The organism is Micromonospora sp. MA102 (genome assembly GCF_025460765.1).
Classification (GTDB): Bacteria; Actinomycetota; Actinomycetes; order Mycobacteriales; family Micromonosporaceae; genus Micromonospora; species Micromonospora halotolerans.
Window position 1 is genome coordinate 109,132 of record NZ_JAMWEG010000014.1, and the last position, 22,004, is coordinate 131,135.

General features: G+C 69.7%; 14 protein-coding genes. 6 read left to right on the forward strand and 8 right to left on the reverse strand.

What is annotated here, in order from left to right; translation table 11 throughout:
• Positions 1 to 113: 113 nt before the first annotated feature.
• Positions 114 to 842, forward strand: a complete 729-nt coding sequence (locus NFX44_RS24760; protein WP_262285987.1) for a YsnF/AvaK domain-containing protein — start codon at positions 114 to 116, stop codon at positions 840 to 842.
• Positions 843 to 955: 113 nt separating this feature from the next.
• Positions 956 to 2,059, forward strand: a complete 1,104-nt coding sequence (locus NFX44_RS24765; protein WP_262285988.1) for a winged helix DNA-binding domain-containing protein — start codon at positions 956 to 958, stop codon at positions 2,057 to 2,059.
• A 47-nt stretch (positions 2,060 to 2,106) separates the two neighbouring features.
• Here NFX44_RS24765 and NFX44_RS24770 read toward each other — a convergent pair whose 3' ends face one another.
• Genes NFX44_RS24770 through NFX44_RS24785 form a run of 4 tightly spaced genes read right to left on the reverse strand, consistent with a single transcriptional unit; the run spans position 2,107 to position 6,446 of the window.
• The gene (locus NFX44_RS24770; RefSeq protein ID WP_262285989.1) at positions 2,107 to 3,315 is read right to left on the reverse strand and encodes an ABC transporter ATP-binding protein; all 1,209 of its coding nucleotides are present in this window, start codon (positions 3,313 to 3,315) and stop codon (positions 2,107 to 2,109) included.
• An 11-nt stretch (positions 3,316 to 3,326) separates the two neighbouring features.
• On the reverse strand, positions 3,327 to 4,163 hold the full coding sequence (locus tag NFX44_RS24775; RefSeq protein ID WP_262285990.1) for a carbohydrate ABC transporter permease: 837 nt from the start codon (positions 4,161 to 4,163) through the stop codon (positions 3,327 to 3,329).
• A gap of 1 nt (position 4,164) precedes the next feature.
• Positions 4,165 to 5,163, reverse strand: coding sequence for a sugar ABC transporter permease (locus tag NFX44_RS24780; protein ID WP_315974629.1), 999 nt, complete (start codon positions 5,161 to 5,163; stop codon positions 4,165 to 4,167).
• The gene (locus NFX44_RS24785) at positions 5,160 to 6,446 is read right to left on the reverse strand and encodes an ABC transporter substrate-binding protein (RefSeq protein WP_262285991.1); all 1,287 of its coding nucleotides are present in this window, start codon (positions 6,444 to 6,446) and stop codon (positions 5,160 to 5,162) included. Before NFX44_RS24785 ends, NFX44_RS24780 begins: the two co-directional genes overlap by 4 nt.
• A 239-nt stretch (positions 6,447 to 6,685) precedes the next feature.
• On the opposite strand from NFX44_RS24785, the gene NFX44_RS24790 reads away from it, so the two are divergent.
• The 3 genes from NFX44_RS24790 (at position 6,686) to NFX44_RS24800 (ending at position 8,327) form a co-directional block, all read left to right on the forward strand.
• Positions 6,686 to 7,390 carry a VOC family protein gene (locus NFX44_RS24790; protein WP_262285992.1) on the forward strand — a complete coding sequence of 235 codons (705 nt, stop codon included), beginning with the start codon at positions 6,686 to 6,688 and terminating at the stop codon, positions 7,388 to 7,390.
• Between the two features lie 182 nt (positions 7,391 to 7,572).
• Complete coding sequence (locus tag NFX44_RS24795) at positions 7,573 to 8,004, forward strand: RusA family crossover junction endodeoxyribonuclease (protein WP_262285993.1); 432 nt, start codon at positions 7,573 to 7,575, stop codon at positions 8,002 to 8,004.
• 47 nt (positions 8,005 to 8,051) lie between these two features.
• On the forward strand, positions 8,052 to 8,327 hold the full coding sequence (locus tag NFX44_RS24800) for a hypothetical protein (protein ID WP_262285994.1): 276 nt from the start codon (positions 8,052 to 8,054) through the stop codon (positions 8,325 to 8,327).
• Between the two features lie 45 nt (positions 8,328 to 8,372).
• Here the strand turns inward: NFX44_RS24800 and NFX44_RS24805 are convergent, their stop codons facing one another.
• Positions 8,373 to 9,068 carry a hypothetical protein gene (locus NFX44_RS24805; protein ID WP_262285995.1) on the reverse strand — a complete coding sequence of 232 codons (696 nt, stop codon included), beginning with the start codon at positions 9,066 to 9,068 and terminating at the stop codon, positions 8,373 to 8,375.
• A 724-nt stretch (positions 9,069 to 9,792) separates the two neighbouring features.
• On the opposite strand from NFX44_RS24805, the gene NFX44_RS24810 reads away from it, so the two are divergent.
• Positions 9,793 to 10,320, forward strand: a complete 528-nt coding sequence (locus NFX44_RS24810) for a L,D-transpeptidase (protein WP_262285996.1) — start codon at positions 9,793 to 9,795, stop codon at positions 10,318 to 10,320.
• 403 nt (positions 10,321 to 10,723) lie between these two features.
• Here NFX44_RS24810 and NFX44_RS24815 read toward each other — a convergent pair whose 3' ends face one another.
• The 3 genes from NFX44_RS24815 to NFX44_RS24825 form a co-directional block, all read right to left on the reverse strand.
• Positions 10,724 to 12,586 (reverse strand): BTAD domain-containing putative transcriptional regulator, encoded by a 1,863-nt coding sequence (locus tag NFX44_RS24815; RefSeq protein WP_262285997.1) that lies wholly within the window; start codon positions 12,584 to 12,586, stop codon positions 10,724 to 10,726.
• Positions 12,587 to 13,004: 418 nt separating this feature from the next.
• Entirely contained in the window at positions 13,005 to 13,298 is a 294-nt protein-coding gene (locus NFX44_RS24820; RefSeq protein WP_262285998.1) for a barstar family protein, read from the reverse strand.
• 1 nt (position 13,299) lies between these two features.
• Positions 13,300 to 21,930 (reverse strand): DNRLRE domain-containing protein, encoded by an 8,631-nt coding sequence (locus tag NFX44_RS24825; RefSeq protein ID WP_262285999.1) that lies wholly within the window; start codon positions 21,928 to 21,930, stop codon positions 13,300 to 13,302.
• Between the last annotated feature and the right edge of the window lie 74 nt (positions 21,931 to 22,004).

Here is a 22,004-nt window from a genome sequence, read left to right on the forward strand (position 1 = left end):
CGGGGTCGTTACGGGCACCACTGCCCCTCCTCCTCCTATTCGTCCCGGTTCCGGGGAATGCCGGGCCCGTCGCCGGGGACCCGGGTGGTGACCCACGAGAGGAAGGACGAACCATGCGACTGACGGAGCAGCAGGTCCGCTCGCTGTACGGGCAGGACGTCCAGGACCGCTCGGGCGCGAAGATCGGCAGCGTGGGCCAGGTCTGGGCCGATCCCAGCGGCGAGGCGACCTGGGTCAGCGTGAAGACCGGGGTGATGGGCCACCACGAGTCGATGGCTCCGCTCCAGGCGGCACGGATGCCGCAGGACGGGCAGCTTCAGGTGCCGTACGACAAGGCGACCGTGCGCAGCGCTCCCAGCGTGGAGACCGGCACCGACCAACCCCTCGGCGCCGACCAGCTCACCCAGCTCTACCGGCACTACCAGCTCGGGGAGCAGGCCGGGCAGCCGCCGCAGCGGATGCCGGGCGCGCCGGAGGTGGTCCGGTCCGAGGAGCGCCTGCGAGTCGGCACCGAGAGCGAGCCGGCGGGCGCCGCGCGGCTGAGCAAGCGCGTGGTCACCGAGAACGTGCAGACGAGCGTGCCGGTCGAGCACGACGAGGTGACAGTCGTCCACGAGCCGGTCGGCGAGGCCGACCGGGACGCCGTCCGGGCCGGCATCGGCGAGGAGCAGCGCGAGATGGAGCTGCGCGCCGAGCACCCGGTGGTCGCCAAGGAGCAGGTCCCGGTCGAGCGGGTCCGGCTGACCAAGGACGAGGTCGTCGAGGAGCAGCCGGTCAACGCGCAGGTCCGCCGGGAGCTGGTGGACGCCGACGTGCCGGAGCGGGCACGCCGCAAGCGCTGACCCGACGGCATCCCGGACGGGTGGGCCACGGCCCGCCCGTCCGGTCGTCCCTCTTCCAGACTCGTCACACCCGCGTCCTACGCTGACCGTCCACCGACGACGGGAGCACCCACGTGACCGTACGCCTCACCCGCGCCGAGGCGCTGGCGCTGCGGATGACCGGCCTCCTGCTGCGCCCGCACCCGGCCGCGCGCCCGGACAGCGTGGCGGAGGTGGTCGAGTGGTTCGGCGCCATGCAGGCCCAGGACGCGGCGAGCGGCCTGTGGTCCCTCGGCGTACGCCTTCCCGGCCGCACCCAGGAGGACGTGTGCGCGGCGCTGGAGCGGCGCGAGGCGCTGCGCACCTGGCCCATGCGGGGCACGGTGCACCTGGTGCCGCCCCGCGACGCGCGCTGGATGCTGGAGGTGACCGGTGTCCGGGCGCTGTCCGGCGTGGCCGGCCGGTGGGCGCAGCTCGGCCTGGCCGAGACCGACGCGGACCGCGCCGCCGAGGTGCTGGGCGCGGCCCTCGCGGGCGGGGGCCGGCTGAGCCGGGCCGAGTGCCTGGCCACGCTGCGCGCCGCCGGCCTCGACACCACCGGCCAGCGCGGCTACCACATGCTCTGGTACGCGAGCCAGCGCGGCGTCACCTGCATCGCCCCGCACGTGGGCACCGAACAGACGTTCGTGCTGCTGGACGAGTGGGCGCCGGATCCCCACCGCCCCGAGCGCGACGAGGCGCTCGGCCTGCTCGCCCACCGCTACGTCCGCGGCCACGGGCCGGTGACCCGGCACGAACTGGCCCGGTGGACCGGCCTCACGGTCACCGACGCCACCCGCGGCATCGCCGCGGCCGGCGCGGCGCTCGCCCCGGTCGAGGTGGACGGCGTGCCGGCCGTGGTCGACGCCGCCCTGCTCGACGCGCCCCGGGCGCCGGTCGACGACGTGCACACCCTGCCCGGCTTCGACGAGTACCTGCTGGGCTACAGGGACCGCTCGCTCATGCTCGATCCGGCGCACGCGAACGCCGTCGTCCCTGGCAACAACGGGATCTTCCAGGCCACGGTGGTGCATGGCGGCCGGACGGTCGGCACCTGGAAGCGGACCGTGGGCAAGCGGGCGGTCACCGTGACCGTGCGGCAGCTGACACCGTTCGACGACGCGCTGCGGGCCCGCGTCGAGTCGGCCCTCGCCGGCTACGCCGCCTTCCTCGGGCTGCCCCTGCGACTGACCTGGTAGCGGCACGCCGGGCCGGTGGACCTTCGCCCACCGGCCCGGGTGGCGCCTCAGTCGGCCAGCGCGCCGGACGCCCGCCCCTCGTGCAGGGTGAGGTTCCGTCCGGTGGACGGGTCGAACAGGTGGATCTTCTCCAGGTTGAACCAGACCCGCCGTGGCTCGCCCTCCCGCACCGGGGACTCGGCCGACAGCCGGGTGACCAGGCTCGACCCCGTCCCGGTGAAGTCCGCGGCGCCCGCGTCGGCCGCCAGTTCCTCCAGCTCGGCGGCGCTGGCCCGCTCCCCCTCGACGGTGAAGTAGACGTACTTGTCCGAGCCCATCGACTCGACGATGTCGACCGGCGCCTCGAACTCCAGGCCCCGGCGGCGGCTCTCGTCGTCGATCAGCGCGGCGTCCTCGAAGTGCTCGGGACGGATGCCGAGGATCAGCTCGCGCGCGGCGTCGGCGCCGTCGAGCTGCCGGCGTACCCGGTCCCCGATCGGCACGTCGCCCAGCGCCGTACGCAGGTGGCCGTCCTCGACGGCGGCGTGCAGGAAGTTCATCGACGGAGAGCCGATGAACCCGGCCACGAAGAGGTTGCGGGGGTGGTCGTACAGCTCCTGCGGCGGGCCGACCTGCTGCACCGCGCCGCCCCGCATGATCACCACGCGGTCGCCGAGGGTCATGGCCTCGGTCTGGTCGTGGGTCACGTAGACGGTGGTCGTGCCGAGCTGCTTCTGCAGCCGGGACACCACGGTGCGCATCTGCACCCGCAGCTTCGCGTCCAGGTTGGACAGCGGTTCGTCCATGAGGAACGCCTTGGGCTGCCGGACGATCGCCCGTCCCATGGCCACCCGCTGCCGCTGTCCGCCGGAGAGGTTGGCGGGCTTGCGGTCGAGCAGCGGGGTCAGCTCCAGGACCTTCGCGGCCTCCTCCACCTTCTGGTGGATGGTCTCCTTGTCCAGCTTCGCCAGCCGGAGCGGGAAGGCCATGTTCTCCCGCACGGTCATGTTGGGGTAGAGGGCGTAGGACTGGAAGACCATGGCGATGTCCCGGTCCCGGGGCGCCTTGTCGTTGACCCGCTCCCCCGCGATGCGCAGTTCCCCGGAGCTGATGTCCTCCAGCCCGGCGATCATGTTCAGCGTGGTGGACTTCCCGCAGCCGGACGGGCCGACCAGGATGACGAATTCGCCGTCGGCGATCTCCAGGTCGACGTCCCGCACGGCGGTCGTCCCGTCCGGGAATCGCTTGCTCACCTTGTCCAGCACGATGTCGGACATGACAACACCACCTATCCCTTGACTGCGCCGGAGGTAAGACCGGAGACGATGCGGCGCTGGAAGAAGAGCACGAACAGGATGATCGGAATGGTGATCACCACGGCGGCGGCGCAGATCGCCCCGGTGGGGTCCTCGAACTGCGATTCGCCGGTGAAGAACTGCAGGGCCACCGGGACCGTGCGGGACCGCTCGGTCGAGGTGAGCGTGATGGCGAACAGGAAGTCGTTCCAGCAGAAGATGAAGACCAGGATGGCCGTGGTGAACAGCCCCGGCGCGGCCAGCGGGGCGATCACCCGCCGGAACGCCTGGCCCTGGGTGGCGCCGTCCATCTTCGCCGCCTTCTCCAGGTCCCACGGGATCTGCTTGAAGAACGCCGAGAGCGTGTAGATCGCCAGCGGCAGAGCGAAGGTGATGTACGGCAGGATGAGCCCCGGCCAGGTGTCGAAGAGGCCGAGCTGGCGCTCGATCTCGAACAGCGGCGACACCAGCGACACCTGCGGGAACATGGCGATCAGCAGGGACACCCCGACCAGCAGCTTCTTGCCGGGGAAGTCCAGCCGCGAGATCGCGTACGCGGCCATCGCGCCCAGCACCACCGCGATCAGGGTGGCGATCAGCGCGATGCCGATCGAGTTGACCAGGGCCCGGACGAACTGGTCGGTGTCGAAGATCGTCCGGTAGTTGTCCAGCGTCCACTCCCGGGGCCAGAACTTCCCGTCGGTGAGGGTGGCCGGGGTCTTGAACGACAGCGAGGCGATCCAGAGCACCGGGACCAGCGCGAAGACGACCACGACGAGGTCCAGCAGGCCCCAGCGCACCTTCGCCCGTGGGGTGGTTTCGACTGCCATCTCAGCGCCTCTCCCCGTCGTCGCTGCCGGGGGCAGCGGTGCCGAACAGCTTCACGAACACGAACGCGATGATCGCCACGGTGAGGAAGATCAGCACCGACATGGTGGAGCCGATGCCGAGGTTCAACCCCCGGATCAGGTTGTTGTAGGCGAGCATCGACACCGACGAGGTCTCGTTGCCGCCGGCGGTGAGCACGAAGATGTTGTCGAACACCCGGAACGCGTCCAGGGTGCGGAACAGCAGAGCGACCAGGATGGCCGGCTTCATCACCGGCAGCATCACCTTGGTGAACCGCTGCCAGGCCGTCGCGCCGTCGGTGGAGGCGGCCTTGAGCAGGTCCTCCGGCACCAGCGCCAGCCCGGCCATGAGCAGCAGCGCCATGAACGGGGTGGTCTTCCAGATCTCGGCCAGCATGATGATCGCCAGCGAGCTGGCCCGCTCGGTCAGCGGGGCGCTGCCGTCGAACAGGTTGGCCAGGTAACCGGTGCCGGGCGTCCAGGCGTACCGCCAGGAGAAGGCCGCGACCACCGTCACGATGCCGTACGGGATCAGGGCCGCGGTGCGGACGATGCCGCGGCCGACCAGGGTCCGATGCATGATCAAGGCCAGGCCCATGCCGAGCACCAGCTCGACCACCACGGTGACCACGGTGATCAGGGCAGTCACCCCGAGCGCCGTCCACCAGAACTGGTTGGTCAGCACGGTGGCGTAGTTCTCCAGCCCGACGAACTCGCGCTCGTCAGGGAAGCGCAGGTCGAAGCGCTGCAGCGACAACCAGACCGAGTAGAGGATCGGGTAGGCGGTGACCAGCACCATGACCAGCGCGGCCGGCGCGCAGAGCAGCCAGCCGAGGCGCCGCTCGGCGCGCTTGTTCTCGCTCAGCGGCGGCTTCGACCGGCGGTGGGCGGCCCGCTGGGCGGGCACGGCGGCGTGCCGGCCGGAGGCACGCTCGGCGTCCGCCGCGACCTCGGCGCCGGCGGGCGTGGCGTTGACGCTCACGGCAGAACCCCCTTCGACTCGAGGGCGTCGGCGATGGCGTCGCGCAGCTCGTTGGCGGTCTGCTCGGGCCGGATCGCCGACGGCGGCGACAGGATCGCCGACATGACCGTGGAGATGCTCTGGTACGCCGGGGTCAGCGGCCGGACCGCCGGCTCCTTCAGCTCCTCCAGGATGGTGTCCTTCATGGGGTACGCCTTGTCCATCTCCGGGTCGCCGTAGACCGCCTCGATGGTGGGCGGCACGCCGTCGTTGACCGCGGAGAACTTCTGGTGCTCGGCGTTGCGGATGCACTTCGCCGCCTCGAAGGACTCCGTCGGGTGCTTCGAGTACGTGCTGACCGCCATGTTGACCCCGCCGATGGTGACCTTGCTGGGGGTGTTCGCGTCGATGCCCGGCACCCGCGCCCACTTGACCTTCTTCGCCAGGTCCGGGTTGGCCTCCTGCATGGCCGGATACACGAACGGCCAGTTGACCTCGAAGGCGCCCGCGCCGGACTGGAACTCCAGCCGGACCGGGTCCTCGGTCGCGTTGCTGAACGACGGCGAGGTCACGCCGGAGGTGGCGAACTTCTTGAGCTGGTCGAGCGCCCGCACCGCGCCCTCGTCCATCGCGGCCTTCTCGCCGTCGTCGCTGAGGATCTTCCCGCCCGCGCTCTCCGCCAGGGTGTTGTAGAGGACGACCAGGCCCTCGTACTGGGCGCCCATGGTGAGCACCTGGTGGGGCTTGCCCTGCTGCTTCAGCTGCTGGGCGGCGGAGATCATCTCGTCCCAGGTCTTCGGCGGTTCCTGGACCAGGTCGCTGCGGTACCAGAGGAGCTGCACGTTGGTGTTCTTGGGCGCGGCGTAGAGCTTGTCCTCGTAGCGGGCGGTGTCCAGCGGGCCGGCGAGCGTGCCCTGCTCCGCCTCGGTCTTGTCCTGGCCGGTCCACTCGCGGATCCACTTGGCGCTGGCGAACTCCTGGGTCCAGGTGACGTCGAGGCCGAGCACGTCCATCCCGGTGTCCTGCGCCGCGAGCCGCCGCACCATCTGCACCCGCTGCTCGTCGGCCTGCCGCGGGAGCACCCGGTAGACGATCCGGTAGCGGCCCTGGGCCTGGGCGTTGCAGTCGTCGACGACCTTCTGCAGGTTCTGCTCGGGCGGGTAGTACAGGTTGATGGTGGGCGTGCCGCCCTCACCGCCCGATCCGCAGGCGGCCAGCGGGGCCACCAACGCGAGTGCGGCGGCTGCCGCCGCCGCACGCCGGGCCGGCCGCCGCCGTGGGGCCGTGTCGGGGTCTGCCGTCATCGCCCTCCCCCTTTCTTCGGCGAAGAACCGGGGAGTCACCCGTGCCCCGGCGCACGGCGAGACGTCGGGGCACCGTGATCGGGCGGGCGCCCCGGGACGTTTCGTGGGCCGGACAGTGCCCTGCCTGCGACGCTGCGAAACCTGACGGTCACGAGACGGATACGACAGCCGCCGCTGGGGGGCGGATCACCGGCCGCGGCCCTCCCGTGGCTGTCCGACCCGGGCGGCATGATGGCCGGATGATCGCGCGCTTCAAGGACCTCTGCATGGACGCGGCCGACGCCCACCGGCTCGGCGGCTTCTGGGCCGGCATCCTCGGCGGGGAGCTGGTCGACACGGGCGACGGCGACGCCCGGATCGACCCCCGCGCCGCCGCCTCGCCCGCCGAGTCGATCTGGGTCAACACGGTGCCCGAGCCGCGCACCGGCAAGACCCGCGTCCACCTCGACCTGCGGCTGGCCGGTCCGGAGCCGGCCGCGCTGCTGGCGGCCGGCGCGCGACTGGTCCGTGAACCGGACGCGGAGATCAGCTGGTGGGTGCTGGCCGACCCGGAGGGCAACCAGTTCTGCGCGTTCGCGCCGCGCGAGGGCGCCCGGCCGGGCGTGTTCGAGCTGGTCGTGGACAGCGCCGACCCGGCCGCCCAGGCCACCTGGTGGGCGCGGGTGACCGGCGGCCGGGTGGAGACCACCGCCGAGGGCGCCGCGTCGCTGGTCGGCTCGGCGGGCTTTCCCTGGGACCGCTGGGTCTTCGACCCGGTGCCGGAGCGCAAGCGGGTGAAGAACCGGGTGCACTGGGATGTGGCGCTGACCGGCGCCGAGGTCACCCCGCTGATCGCGGCCGGGGCAACCCTGCTGCGCGAGCCCACCCCGGCGACGTCCTGGTGGGTGCTGGCCGACCCGGAGGGGAACGAGTTCTGCGCCTTCCCGACCCGTCCCACTCCGTGAGCGGCGAGCTACCCGGCGTGCGGCCGGTGGACTAGCGTTTCGGTAGCTCCGCAGCCAGCGCGTCGCCGTCGAAGTCGATACGCCTCCGGCCGACCCCCAGCCCGTCCGATCGGTTGGTTCTCGCGCGAACTCCCTTCTGCGGTCCCACCGGTTGGGCAGGATTCCCACGAGGAGGTGCCGTCGTGCAGGACACCCGCGCTCTCGCCCTGACGTTCGAGGTGAGCGGCCTGCCCCCGGTCAAGACCGAGGCCCTGTCCATCTTCGCCGCCGGGCACCGGCAGGCGACGAGGGTCCGCGCCCTGCTCCAGGCCGCCTGCACGGCGGCCCAGCGCACGGGGTGGACTCCGCTCACCGGTCCGGTCGAGGTGGACGTGACCCTGCGCTGCCCGCCCGGGCACCGCACCTCCGACGCCAGCACGCTGGTGGGCGGGGTCTGCGCGGTGCTCCAGGACAAGAAGCGGGTGGCGAACATCGGCCTGGCCCACCTCGGGGTGCTGGTCGACGTCGCCCTCTGGTCGGACGACCGGCAGATCCGCCGGCTGTCCTACGTCGAGGAGCCCGCCGAGGACTTCTCGTACCAGGTCCGGGTGGCGGCCGTACCGACGATGGTTTGACCGACGATCACGGTGGGGTACCGCGGTCGCCGACGAAGGGAGCGCCGATGCCGGAGCCACATGTCACGCTCGACCCGAGCGGGCTCGATCCCGTGCAGCAGAAGCTGCGCGGTCCGCTGGAGGAACAGCTGACCTCGGCTTTGCAGGCGGCCGCCGACCGGGTCCGCGCCGACTACGCGGGTGAGCCCGTGGAGGAGGTCTGCCGCCGGCTGCTCGACGAGACCCGCGCCGGGCTGCACCCGGACATCGCCGCCGGGTTCAACCCGGACATGGACGAGTTCTGCCGGGTCGCCGTGGCGATCGTGCGCGGCGAGGTCGGCTGACGCACGCGCACCCGATCGCGCCGGCCGTCCGGTCGGCGCGGCCGGTCAGCCGCGTCGCACGTCGACCGCGACAACGTGGGTGCCGTCCGGGCGGGTGGCCTCGCCCAGCCGCACCGGCAGCGTCCCGCCGGCCGGGGGCTGGAGCCCGAGCCCGAAGCTGAGGTGGCCCTCGAAGTCGCCGGCCGCGGCCCAGCCGCGCAGGGTCGGGTAGCCGATCCGTGCCGGCGGCAGGACGGCGGTGCCGGCGCCGCGCGTGTCGTGCGCCTGCGCCGGGTCGAACCGCACCGACAGGTACGCCGTCCCGGGCAGTTCGACGGGCGCGCCGCGGCCCTCCGTCGACACCTGCGGGACGTAGCCGACCTGGTAGGACGGCGTCGGGCCGCGGAAGGCGAAGGTGATGCGGCTGAACCCCTCGGTCGGATGGTCGCCGACCCGCACCTCGACCAGGACCGGCAGCGGCTCCCCGGGCGCCGGGGTGACCGGCACCCGGACCTGGTGCGCCACCCGGGCGGGCGTGCCGGGCACCGCCCAGTCGTAGGTCACCCGCCAGGCGCCCTCGACCGGCGTCCCGCTGGTGGGCACGGCCGGGGTGCCGGCGGGCGTGGTCGCGGCAGCGGTTGCCGGAGCGGTCACCGGCGCCGGCGCGGTCGTCGGGGCCGCGCCGTCGTGGTCGGTCGTCGTACAGGCGGCCGCGAGCAGCACGACCAGGCCGGCGAGCAGCGGTACGCGCTGAGGTGTCATGGCTCAGTGTCGCTCCTCCCGATGGCACGCGGCCAGGGCCGAACGCCTGGTCTGCCTGGACGCCTCCGGCGGATACCGGCTACCGCCGCTGGTCCGGAATCACGCGGCCGAGCTGTCCGAGATGCGCGCGCTGCACCCGCTGCCGGGTCTGCTGAGGAGCAGCATAGCAAGAGTGACGAAGGTCAATTCCATAGGCGGCGTGTCGGTGTAACGGAAATGCTGCGTCGAACGCCCCTGCGCTCAATCCCTGAGGAGCGGTTGACGCAGTGTGATCAGTCAACGATCCCTGGCGTACACAACCCTCAAGTCACCAGCGTGACCGATCAGGACATTGCCATTCGGGCGATGCCCCCGCCAGGCGTAATCATTTTCCGCCCGCTAGCCTCGCGTCATGCGGGGATCGTTAGCGGTGGTGTCGTTGGTCGGCCTGTTGGCATCGGGGGCGTGCGGCCCCGCCGCCCAGCCCAGCCCAGAGACGGCTACGCCGCCCGCTCCGATCGTCAACTTCGCGGATCCGCCGTCGGCCGTGGGTTTCGGGAGGGCGCCGTCCGCGTCCCCGTCCCGGTCGCCCTCACCGTCACCCTCCCGCTCGGCCGCACCTGACAAGAAGGTCGGCGCGACGGCGGCGAGTGCGTCTGCCGCCGCCGTCAACGAGGGCCCGAAGTGGCTGACCACCAAGGTTCCGTCCGGCACCCGGCAGGCGATCGTGGTGGACGGTACATCGATGAGCACCAGCTACGCCAAGCTCTCCGCCTACCAGCGGACCGCGAACAGCGGCTGGCGCCGGGCCTACGGACCGGTGTCGGCGAGGATCGGTTCGGGCGGATTCACCTGGAGCCACCAGGAAGGCGTACCGACCACGCCGATCGGCGTGTTCACACTGCCGCTGGCGTTCGGTTGGGCCGACCCCGGCACGAAGCTGCCCTGGCGTACCGCGACAACTGACTCCGTATGGGTCGACGACCCGGAGTCGAACTACTACGACACCTGGCAGACGGCACCGGCCAACGGCAGGTGGACCTCCGCGGAGCAGCTGCACATCAGCCTCTACCAGTGGGCCATCTGGATCAACTTCAACCCGCAGCACACCCCCAACGACGGCAGCGCGGTCTTCCTGCACCTGCTCGGCTCGGGAGCCACCGCCGGATGCGTCGCCGTCGACCAGACGAGCCTGCTGTGGCTGCTGGACTGGATCGACCCGGCCAACCAGCCGCGGATCGTGATCGGCCCGGACAGCGCGATCAACCAGTAACTGGACCGTGCCGTTCGCGCCCACGGCGGTAGCGCCGTCCAATCCTCGTCACGCATTGTCCGCAACATGCCGACGACTGCCTCCGCGGAGGAGAAGGGCAACTCCTCCACGAACTCACGCTGCGGCTCTGCTTCGGGTGCTCCACCGCGCCCTTCGGCCGTACGGGCCACCTTGCGTCGAGCCAGATTGGAGTACCTCAGCTACTTCGGTGGCACCGGCGTCGCTGCTCAGCTGGTGAGCTCCAGCGACTTGGACACCACCAGCGCGAGCAGCAGCACCGTCACCTCGCCGCCGACCGTCCCGGCCCCGGTGCCGCACGCCGGCAGCGGCATCTTCCTGCACGAGTTCAGCCGCGCCGAGGGCAACCGCTGGCGGCGTCGTCGACCAGCCCGGCGCCCCACACTCAGCGCGGCACCGGGGGCTGGACCGCTGCGGCCGCCGGGTCGGTCCCGGGTTCCACCCGCCACGTCGGCAGCGGGTGCAGCGTCGGCATCGTCGGTAGTTCGGCTGCGTAGTCCCGGACCAGATGGGGCAGCCGGTACGTGCCGGCGGCGTCCAGGTAGACCAGGTGGGCGTCGAGCAGCTTCTCCAGCGCCTGCCACACCCGCTCGGCCGGCACGCCGAGCCGGGCCGCGGTCTCCTCCGGCGGCAGTACCGCCTCCGGTTCACCGCCCAGTAGCGCGAACACCTGCCCGACCAGCTCGTCGTCGGCACGTACGGCGGCGAAACCGAGGTCGATCCGCTGCCGCATCGACAGGTCGTCCTCAGCCAGCAGGTCGAGCCGGCGACGGGGATCGCGCAGCTCCGCCACCAGACCGGCCAGCGTCTCCGACGGCCGCGCGGCCAGGCGGAACGCGACGGCACGCAGAGCCAGCGGCGACCCGCCGCACAGCCGGAGCAGTTCGCCGGCGGCGACGGGGGCAGCCGCCAGCCGCTCAGCGCATCCGAGCGCAGCCAGCAACGCCCGCCCGTCCTCGACCGGCATAGGGTCGAGATCCACCCGAGGCACGCCGTCCAGACTACGCAGGTGGCGCTGGGTCACGACGATGAGCGCCGAGCCGGGCCCGGCTGGGACGAGCGCGCGCACCTGCGCGGCGTGAGTGACGCCGTCCGCCACGATGAGGATCCGGCGCTCCGCCAGAAGCGACCGCACCCGGCCGGCCCGCTCGCAGGCCCGTTCGGGAATCGCCGCACCGTCGACGCCGAGCGCCCGGAGCACTCGCGCCAGCACCTCGTCTCCGCTGAAGGACGGCTGATAGTGCAGGTCGACGTAGACGTGACCGTCCGGGAAGCGGACGGTAACGGCATGCGCCGCCCGCACCGCGAGGGAAGTCTTGCCGCTGCCGGCCGCTCCGCTGATGACTGCGGCCGCCGAGGCGGGAGCCGACAGTGCCGCCAGCACCTCGGCGTGCTCCCGAGTACGTCCGACGAACGCTCCCAGCGCCGCCGGCAGCTCCCGGGGCACGGGCGGGCCGCCGCCCCGCTTCACATCCTCCCGGACTGCCACCGTGGGGGACGGCGCCTGGTGCGAGAGCTCGAGCGAACGGTCGAGGACCGCGCGGTGCAGGCGCTGCAACTCCTCCCCCGGCTCGATGCCGAGTTGGTCCCGCAGGGTCGCTCGCGCATCCCGATAGGCGACCAGCGCCGCGGGCACATCGCCTCGGCGGTAGAGCGCCACGATCAGCTGCCCCCAGCTCCGTTCCCGCAGCGGGTGGGCGGAGAGCAGGCGGCGGAGCTGGGGCAGGACGGCACTGTGCGCGCCGACCGCGAGCTGCGCGTCCATGAGGTCCTCGAAGACCTGGAGCCGCTGCTCCTCCAGGCTGGCCCAGTGGTTGTCCAGCAGGGTGCCGCGAGACAGCCCGTCACCGGCCGTCCCGCGCCACCGGTCCATCGCCGAGGTCAGCGCGTCGATGGCGCCGGCCGGGTTGCGCTCGCTCAACCTGGACCGGCCCTCTTCGGCGAGCCGCTGGAAGTCGGTCACGTCGAGCTCGCCCGGCGCGAGACGCAACTCGTACGCCTGTGGCCGGGCGAGCAGCCGGTCCCCCACCGCCTGGCGGAGGGCGGCGGCGTGCGAGCGGAGGTTGGCCACCGCGGACGAGGGCGGGTCGGACCACACCATGCCGGCCAGTCCGTGCAGCGACACCGGCCGGTTCGCCTCCAGGGCCAGACCAGCCAGGACGGTGCGGCGCTTCGCCGCCCCGGGCGTCAACTGCCGGCCGTCGACCCACAGTTCCATCGTGCCCAGTAAACGGACGTGAATCTCCATGCGTCCTCCCCCGTCGGCCATGAGCGCTGCTCACGCTAGGCGACCGGCCGCGCACGCAACAAGAAGGATCGTTATGGATAATGAGTGACGAAAGTCAATGCGAAACGCCGCGTGTCGCTGTAACGAGAAAAGAGCGGTGAACGCTGCGAGCCCGCCTGAAATTCGGGCCCAGGCCGTATAGCCATCGCCTGTCACCGTCCTCGCCACGAACCTGAGGGACGATCGGCGTGATCTGATCAGTCTACGGTCCGCCGACGGACGGGCCAATCGGCCGACCGGGGGGCCGCCCCAGCTTTTCGCACCTGACGGACGCGCGGAACCGTGACCGATCAGGAACATCGCCAGCCTCAAGAGGGCCTTCGCCCGAGGAAGCCGCTGCCGCCGAGCCCGCGTGGCGGGCCCGGCGGCAGCCGGGGTTTCAGTCCGTGATCACCAACTCGAAGCGTTCATCGTCTTCTCGTCGTCGATCCCGCTCCTCGGCTCTTCGCAGGATCGCCACGATCCTCTCGAAATCGCCTTTTCCCATCCCTTTCCTACTGACACCTGCATGCGTCCAGATCAGTCGCACCGGACGCTCGACGTCGAAGCTCACGCGGTCCCAGAGAGCGTCCAGGTTCTTCCCGTAATAGGGCCCGAAGTCAAGCAGTCGAGCTATCTCGGCATGAAACTCGGCTTCTGACCTGACTCGCCGACCATCCAACTCAACCTGCATGTCACTTCCAGTTCGGGAGCTGATAGAACGACCCGTAATGATCAGCCGTGACAAATGCCAGGCCGTCGTTCGAATATACCAAACGGTTACCAGGCTGCTTCGCTCGGCTCATCGTGTTCTTGAGGCCCACATCTGCCTCATAATAGACGCGGCCGGGTGCCGACGGCAGCAGCCTGGTCGAATTCTCATAAATGTCGCCACCGATCTGGGCGCCGGGCACGTAATTGTTCAGCGCCTTCCCCGGCTTGTATCCGGCGGCCTCCGCCGCAGTCTTGGTGACGTAGTTACCCGGAAGTTTGCCTGTCGCCCTCAGGGACTCGATCAACGGGTTAGAAGCCTCCGCCACCCCCAGCTGCGCTACGTAGCGGGCATGAGCAGCGGCGTTGGTGGCTCCGCTGGCGACTTCCTCCGTCTTGCCGGCCTTTCCGGCCCCACCACCGAGGAACAGGGTTGCCAGGTCGAAGACCGCTCGGCCTGCCGCATGCGCGTCCCTGCCGTTCTTGATGTCCTCCTCATAGGGCTGCTTGATCCCGTTCCAGAGCTGCCCCGGGTTCTTGATCGCGTCACCACGCGCTTCCGCTCGTGCCTTCGTCTCGGCTCGCGTCTGCTCGGACACGAACGGGCTGCTGCCGATGAACACGTCGTAGCCGAGCTGACCTAGCCCGCTTGCCGCGTCCTTTGCGCCGTCGACAAAACCGCTGCCGAAGCCCGCGAGGTTGTCGACGAACTCGTCCCAGGAGTGTCCGTCGATCTCGATGGCGCTGATGGGGTTGCCGCCGCCGAAGGCGTACCGGTTGCCGGTGAACGGGTTGAGGCCGAGGTTCATGTCGGCCAGGGCGCCGTTGTAGCTGTCCCGGGACAGGAACCGGTTCAGGCCGGGGCTGTAGTCGCGGAACCCCATGTCATACGAGCCGGAGTTCTGGTCCCACCGCTTGGCGTTGAACCGGTACGCGTTGTACGGCTCCTTCGTCGGATCCTGCGCGTCCGGCTTGTCGATGCCCGTGAACTGGGCGTCGTCGTTCTTGCCGTACGCGGTGTATCCGTAGGTGGCCTTCGTGTCACCGGTGTCGTCGGTCAGCTGCTCGACATCGGTGTGCGGGTCGTAGCCGTAGTAGGCGTTCTCCGCGGTCCCGTCGTCCTTGTGCGTGATCTGGGACAGCCGCTGTCCCCACGGCGAGTACTGGTACGACTTGGTGAGCTTGCCGGCGACCTCCTCGTCCAGCACCTCGCCCGACAGGCCGAGGTAGTTGAAGGTGGTGGTCTTCTCCTTCGCGCCACCGGCGTCGGTGGTCTTGGTGGCGGTCCGGTCCAGCGGGTCGTACGTGTACTTCGTGGTCGACGTGCTCGTGCCGTTGTTCTTGCGGTTCTCGACGACGTGGTCGAACCCGTCGTAGACGTTGCGCTCGAGAATCGTGCCCGCGGCGGTCACCGTGTCGAGGCGCCCGAACGGGTCGTAGTTGTACGACGAGCTCGCACCGCCGGCGCTGGCGGTGAGGAGCCGGTTCCGGTCGTACTTGAACGTCGTCGTGGTGCCCTTGAGGGTCTGCTCGATGACGTTGCTGTTGGCGTCGTGGATGTAGGTTTCCGTGCCGGCGGCGTCCCCGGTCTTGGTCAGGGTGGCCAGGCGGTCCCGCGGGTCGTAGGTGTAGGTGCTGGTGGTGTTGAGGTACGCCGAGTGGTTGTCGGCGTTCATCTTCCTTGCGACGTCGCGGCTGCGGTTGCCGTTCAGGTCGTAGGTGTAGGTGTGCTCCGACACCACCGTCGCGTTGGACTTCTTCTCCACCTGGGTGTTCAGCAGCCCGTCGAGGTAGTACGTGTAGTCAACGGTGTTGCCGTTGCCCTTGGTCTCCCGCAGCTTCTCGCCGCGGTCGGTGTAGGTGAAGGTGCTGGTCTTCCTACCCGGATCCGTGGCGGACTTGCCGTTCACCACCTCCGACACCAGGTCTCGCGGGTCGTAGGTGTAGCCGGCGTACTGCTTGTCGTGCGTGGTGGTCAGCGGTGCGCTGTTCTCGTTGTAGGTGAACGAGGTGGTGTTGGTGACCGTCCCACTCTTGCTCTCGGTGACGCTCTGCACCTGGTTCAGGTCGGTGTAGACGACCGAGTAGTCGTCCACCCGGGCGCCGGGTGAGGCGTCCGTGATCGTCTTCAGGTTGCCGTTCGGGTCGTAGCGGTAGCGGTAGTCGTGCTTCTCGTTGTCGGCCTCGCCCGTGTTGTCGCGCACGAGCTTCACGGCGTCCGCGACGACCGTGCCGGTCGCCTGGTCGGACAGCGACACCTTGTGACGGTTGCCCTCGGTGAAGCTGTACGAGCCGAGGCTCACCCAGGTCCCGGTGTTGGTGGTCTGGTTGACCGTCTTCGGGGTGTCGCCGCCGCCGTGGCTGATCGTGTACTTCGCGTCGGTCGCCGCGCCGGTCACCTGCGGATAGCGGGCGAAGACCTCGTACGTGCCCGCCTGCGGCACGTTCAACTGCCAGGTGAACGTGTTCGCACCGGTCCCAGCGGGCCGGGTGGCGTAGTCGGTGCCGTACTTGCCGGTGGCCGAGTTGGCGACGGTCCAGGTCCCGGTCGCCGAGGCGTTGTTGAACTCGGAGTTGTCGACCAGGACGACCTGCTTGCCGACCGGCACGCCGTCGTCCGAGCGGGACTTCAGCTTGCCGTCCGGGAAGTACGACCAGCTCATCGTCCGGTTCGACGAGCCGCCGGCCGAGGTGACCGTCCGGGCCGTCTGGGCACCGAGCTCGTTGTAGTCGTACGAGGTGACGATGTCCCACGGGTCGGACGAGGACTTCGTCCAGCCGTTGTCGTAGTAGGTGTACGTGGTGTCGTTGCGGACCGTCTGCCCGGCCGACGGGGGCGCCGACAGGGTCGTCAGCCGGCCCACCGCGTCGTACTGGTAGGTGGTGACATCCGCCGTGGTGTAGCGGCTGTCGTCCTTGTCGTACGCGCTCCGGCTCTCCTTGACCCGGTTGAGCTTGTCGTAGGCGGTCACCGTGGCGAAGTCGTCCGGGTCGTCCGTGGTGGCGACCCCGCGGGGGCTCGTCACCTTGGTCTGATTGCCGACCTCGTCGTACTCGTACCTGGTGATGCGGTACGTGATGGTGCCGTTGTCGTTCTTGTGCGGCACCTTGACCTCGGTCGGCTTGCCCCGCTCGTCGAGGGTGACCTCGGTGGTGTTGCCGAGCTGGTCCTTCGTCGCGGTGACCAGACCGTCACGGTCGTACGTGCTGCTGGTGGACTTGCCGAGCGCGTCAGTGGACTTGGTGACCCGGTGCGCCCGGTCGTACTCCAGCTTGGTGGTGTAGTCGGCGGTGTCGGCCGTGGCGTTCTTGCGCGGGTCGCCGACGGTGACGACGTTGCCCACGTCGTCGTACTCGTAGGTGATCTTGTGGTTCTTGGCGTTGGTCACCGAGGTGAGCTGGTAGATCTCGTCGTAGCGGTTGGTGGTGACGTAGTCACCGGCTTCCGAGGTCAGGTTGCCCTTCGGCTCGGTGGTGGTGAGGAGGTTGCCGACCTTGTCGTAGGTGAACGACGTCTTCCGCTCCGGGTCGCCGGCGACGTCCACCGGCGCCTTGGTCCAGGTGAGCTCGTCGGCCTCGTCGTAGGAGGCCGTCGTGACGGCGCCGTTCGGCGCGGTCGACACCGTGACGTTGTCGTTCCCGTCGTACGCCGGGGCCGGGGTGATGATCCAGTCACCGCCGCCCTGGTTCCTGGCGACCTTGTTCTCCAGCGGACGGCCGAACGTGTCGTACGTCTGCGTGGTGTCGTGGGTGAGCGCGTCGGTCACCTTGAGGACCTGGCCGCGTACGTCGTAGACGAACTTCGTCTGCTTCTGGTCCGCGTCGGTGATGGTCTGCGGGTAGCCGTTCGGGTCGAAGCCGTTGTACGCCGTGGTGTTGCCGTTGGCGTCGGTCGCCGTCAGCATCTGGCCCCAGGCGTCGTACGTGTACGTGGTCTTGTAGTCGTCCGGGTCGGTCGTGGTGTTGCCGATCGGGTCGACGACCCAGGACAGGTCACCGTCGGCCTCGTAGCCGAAGGTTGACTTGCGGCCCTTCGGGCTGGTCTTGCTGATGACGTCGGCGACGTATCCGTTCAGCTGGTACTGGTAGGTCAGCGTCGTGCCCGGCCAACCGTTCTTGACCGCCTCGGCGTCCCTGACCTCCGTCGGGTAACCGGTCTTCTGGTCGTACGTCCAGGTCGAGACGGCGTCGTTGTTCTCCGTGAGCGTGGTGACGTTGTGGTCACCGTCCCAGCCCAGCTTCGTGACCTGGTTCTTCGCGTTGGTCGTCTGATACGGGCGGCCGTAACCGTCCATCCGGTAGGCGGTCGCGTGGTTCTCCGCGTCCGTCACCGTGGCGTCGATGTTGCTGCCCTGCGGACCGTCCGGGTCGACGTAGCCGAACTGGCTGAGATAGCCCAGCCGGTCGGTGTAGGACTTGGTGGTCCAGTGGAACTTCGGGTCGTCGCCGGTCTGCGGGTAGTTGTACGTCAGGCCGGTGGCGTTGCCGCGCGGGTCGGTGACCTTGACCAGCTTGACGTTCTTGTTGCCCTGGGTCATGTCGTAGGCGAACTTGAACGTCTTGGCCGCGCCCATGGCGCCGGTGGAGCCGTAGCCGTCGACCAGCTCACCGAGCAGGCCCTTGTCGGTGTACGTGAAGGTCATCTTCCGGCCGGAGATGTCGGTGACCTGCCGGACGTGGTCGATGATCTTCGGGTTGGTCAGGTTCGTCGCGTTCGACACCCGGGTCCAGGTGGTGTCGTTGATGTAGTCGTAGGTCTGGCCCTTGGCGTAGTAGTCGATCGTCAGGGTCTTACGGCCGGCCGGGTCGGTGATGTAGCGGAGGAACTTGGTCGGCTTGTTGTTCGACTTGCGCTCCTCGTAGGTGAACACCATCGTGTTGCCGTTGTTGTCCACCGTGCTGGTGAGGAAGCCCTCGCAGTCGTAGTAGAACTGCGTGCGGTCCGGCTTGGTCAGCCGCCACGCCTTCGGCTCCTGCGTGTTCGGCTTGCAGTCTGAGGCTGTGACCTTCTCCAGGTAGAGGTGCACACCCTTCGGGCTCTTCCACGTCGAGGTGGCCGAGTCCCAGGTGAACCAGTGGCTGGTGCCGTCACCGTCGGTCAGCGTGATCTTCGTCGGGTTCGGGTTCGGGTGGAAGTCCAGCGGACTGCCGAGCCGCATCAGCGACGAGGCCTGCAGCGACCAGCCGTACCCGGCGACCGTGTCGCTGGTGTCGAGGGAGTTGTAGGCCAGCCGGACGAAGGTCGACAGGCCGCGCCCCGGGTTGCTGAACGCGTCGTACGACCAGACCGTGTTGCCGGAGTACAGGTTGTTCATGAGGGTGCCGCCGGCGCCGGTGTTCTTCCCCGCGTACGAGTAGAACTTCTCCAGCCCCAGCTGGTCGGAGGTGGGCTCGACCACCGCCACGTTCTGTGGCAGCGCGGCGATCGGTGCGCTGTCCGACAGCCACTTGCCGGTCAGCTTGTTGCGCAGTTGCCAATTCAGCACGTAGTCGGTGCGCTTGTTTCCCTCGGTGGTGCTGGAGGGCGTCCTGACCTGCGCGGTCAGGTCGACCGTGCCACCGGCCGGGATGTCGGCCGGCAACGGCGTGGCCGCCACGGCCGCGGGCTCGTCGACCACCTCACCGTTGGCCCGGGTCCACTGGTACGCCAGCTCCCAGTCGGTCGCCTTCCACGCCGCCTGCGTCGGGTTCGACACCGACACCGGGGCGGTGTAGGTCGACGCCGGGGCCAGGTTGGTCGGCGTCTGCGCGGCGTAGTAGGTCGACTCGGGGGTCTGCTCCAGGTAGGTGACCTCCAGCGTCGGCTCGAACATCGAGTCCTCGGCCTCGGAGGCGAGCATCATGGCCCGGGCGTTCTGGTTGACCTCGTCGCGCATCCGCAGCAGCAGGCCGAAGTTGGTCGGCGGGGCGGCCACCCAGCCCTTCACCGGGGTGGTGACGTCCCACGTTTCCCACTCGGGGTCGTTGGCGAAGCCGTTGAAGCCGGCCTTCCACGACGTGTCGTAGTCACCGCCCGCCGTGGTCCAGCGGTTGACGCCGTCGTAGGTGTCCCAGGTCGCCTTCGTCTCGTCGGTGAAACCGCGGGTGAGCTTGTAGACGTCGACGTACTGGGTCCGGTCCGTACCGGGGTAGAGCGAGGTGTTCCACATCCGCAGTTGGGCGCCGGTCACCTGCGCGGTGGTCGGGATGGCCCCGGCCAGGCTGGACCACTTCACCACGCCGCGGGTCACCCCGTAGGTGTCGGAGTTGTTGCCGACACCGATGTAGGGGTCGCCGTCGTAGACGTTGACGTTGGTGGTGTTCTTCAGCTTCGACAGGGTGGTGTCGGTGACGCCGGTGCGGAAGATCTTGGTGATCTGGCCCGCCTTGGGCAGCATGGCCGGCACCGTCGGGCCCGCGATGAGCTGCCCGTCGGCGGTCTTGACCGCCACCATGTAGTAGTAGAACTGCCGATCCATCGGATCGGTCTTGTCCGCCGGGGTCGGCGTCGCCGTGGTGTCCTGGAACGCCCGGGTGCCCGACGAGACCGGGGAGATGAGTGTCGCGGCGCTCGGCGTGTAGACCTGGAACGGGCTGCGGTGCACCTGGTACTCGACGATGTCGTCGCCGGTGCCGGTCGCGCCGTCCGGGTCCTTGTAAGCGGGCCAGTCCAGCACCGCGCCGGTCGAGGTGATGGTGGTCGGCGGGTTCAGCGTCACGCCGGGCCGGCCGTACGTGACGACGAGCTTCGGCAGGTTGTAGTCCCGCCGGTCGTTCATGTACGCGTACTCGGAGGCCTCGAAGATCGCACCGCCCTGCTTGGCCAGCGACTCGTTCTTCGCCTTGAGCATCACGCCGTAGTTCGGCTGGGTGCCGTTGATCCACTGCTGCGCGGCCGCCCGGATCGGGAACGACAGCCAGGTGCTGGAGTGCGAGGCCTCCTTCAGCGCGCCGTTCTTGCTGAACCGGACGGCGTCGGCGATGACCGCCTTGTTCGCCTGGTCGCCGAGCACGACCTTGCCGGTGGTGCCCGCGTCGAACTGGTAGAGACCCAGGTTGTACCAGCCGCCGGTGCCGTTCGGCTGCCGCTGGTCCACCTTCACGGTCTTGGTGGCGCCGCCCTTGGAGTAGATGGTGTACGGCGCCAGATCCGCCCGGTCGGAGGCGCCGACGTAGTGCGCCTCGACCTTGTACTCGCCCGCCTCGGTGATGTTCGGCGTGTAGGTGTAGGTGTCTCCGGTGACCGCGTCGCTGTTGACGCGGTAGTCCTTGCCCACGGCGTACGCGGTCAGCGTGCTGGTGGAGGCGGACCAGGTGCCCTTCGCCGTGGCGTTGGTGTCGCCGTCGTCGACGGTGACGATGTTGCCGGGCAGCGAGGTGTCGCCCTTGGCGCTCATGGTCGCCCAGGTGGCGGAGCTCTCGGTCCAGCCGGCGGTGAGCCGCTGCGCCTCCATGGGCACGTTGTTGGCGTAGAGGCCGTCGAGGCTCTGGTCGTAGTAGACCGACAGCTCGGCGTCATCGATCGTGGTGCCCGCCGGGATGGGGCTCACGTCGAACTTCAGCAGCGAGCGCCAGGTGGCGCTCTCGCCGGTGCCCACCTTCAGCTGGTACGTGCTGGCGAAGTTGGTGGTGGTGGCGCCCGACGAGATCTGGACGTCCTGGCCGTCGGTCGGCACCGGCTGGATCTTGATGGTCGGGTCGATGACCACCGGATAGGTCCGGGCCCGGTCGCGCAGCCAGGCGGCGTCCGCGGAGACAGTCACCGTCGTCTGCCCGTACGTCTGCTGGACCCGCTGACTGACCGCGGTGCTGGTGGCCGACTTCTTGGCGCTGTCGTACATGTACGGCGCCGGCATGACCAGCTCCGGATCACCGCCGTCGGGGCGGACGAACGCGATGGAACCGTCGGACCGCTGCTGGGCCACCAGGCCCTTGGTGTCGAGCGTGAAGGTGTACGACACCGGGCCCGCCGGGGCCCGGTGCAGCACGATCTTTTCCTTGAGCGCGCTGGCGGTCACGTCGTAGACCAGATCGGCCCCGCCGGCCAGGCCCGCATAGGTCACCGTCGAGCCGGCGACCTTGGGCGCGGCGCTCTTCGTGCCCCCGGGGAGGCCGAGGCCGACCGCCCGGCCGTCCCGCTCGAAGCGCACCAACTGGTCGGTCCGGGCGCCGAACCGGCTGGTGAAGCTGTTGGTGGTGTTGGCCGCGACGAAGCCGCCCCCGCTCGCCGGCTTCACCGCGGTGTCGATCGGCTGGAACCGGCCCTTGGCATCGCGGTAGTTCACCGGCACCGCCGACAGCTCGGCCTGGAGCCGGCCGTCGGACAGCTGGTAGACCCGGCCGTTGGCGGTGCGCTTGCCGGGCACCTCCCGGACCCGCTTCGGCGGCGGTGTCTTCTTCGCCGCCGGCGGCTTCTCGCTGAGCGAGAGCCCGGCACTGACCACCTCGGGCTTGGTCCGCCCCTGTCCACCGTCGACAAGCCCACGCGCCGCGTCGCCCAGCCGGTCGAGCAGTCCGCCGTCCGCCTCGGTGGTGCCGGCGGCACTGCGGTCCAGCAGGACCTGCGACCCGCCGAGCGTGGCCACCAGAGCCAGCGCCAGTCCCCCGATCAGGGGACCTCGTGATCGTCTTTTCACCCGTAACCCTCCGGTCCGTTCTTGGCAGACAGAACGGGTGAAGGCTAGGAACGATCGATATACGGCCGGCTATC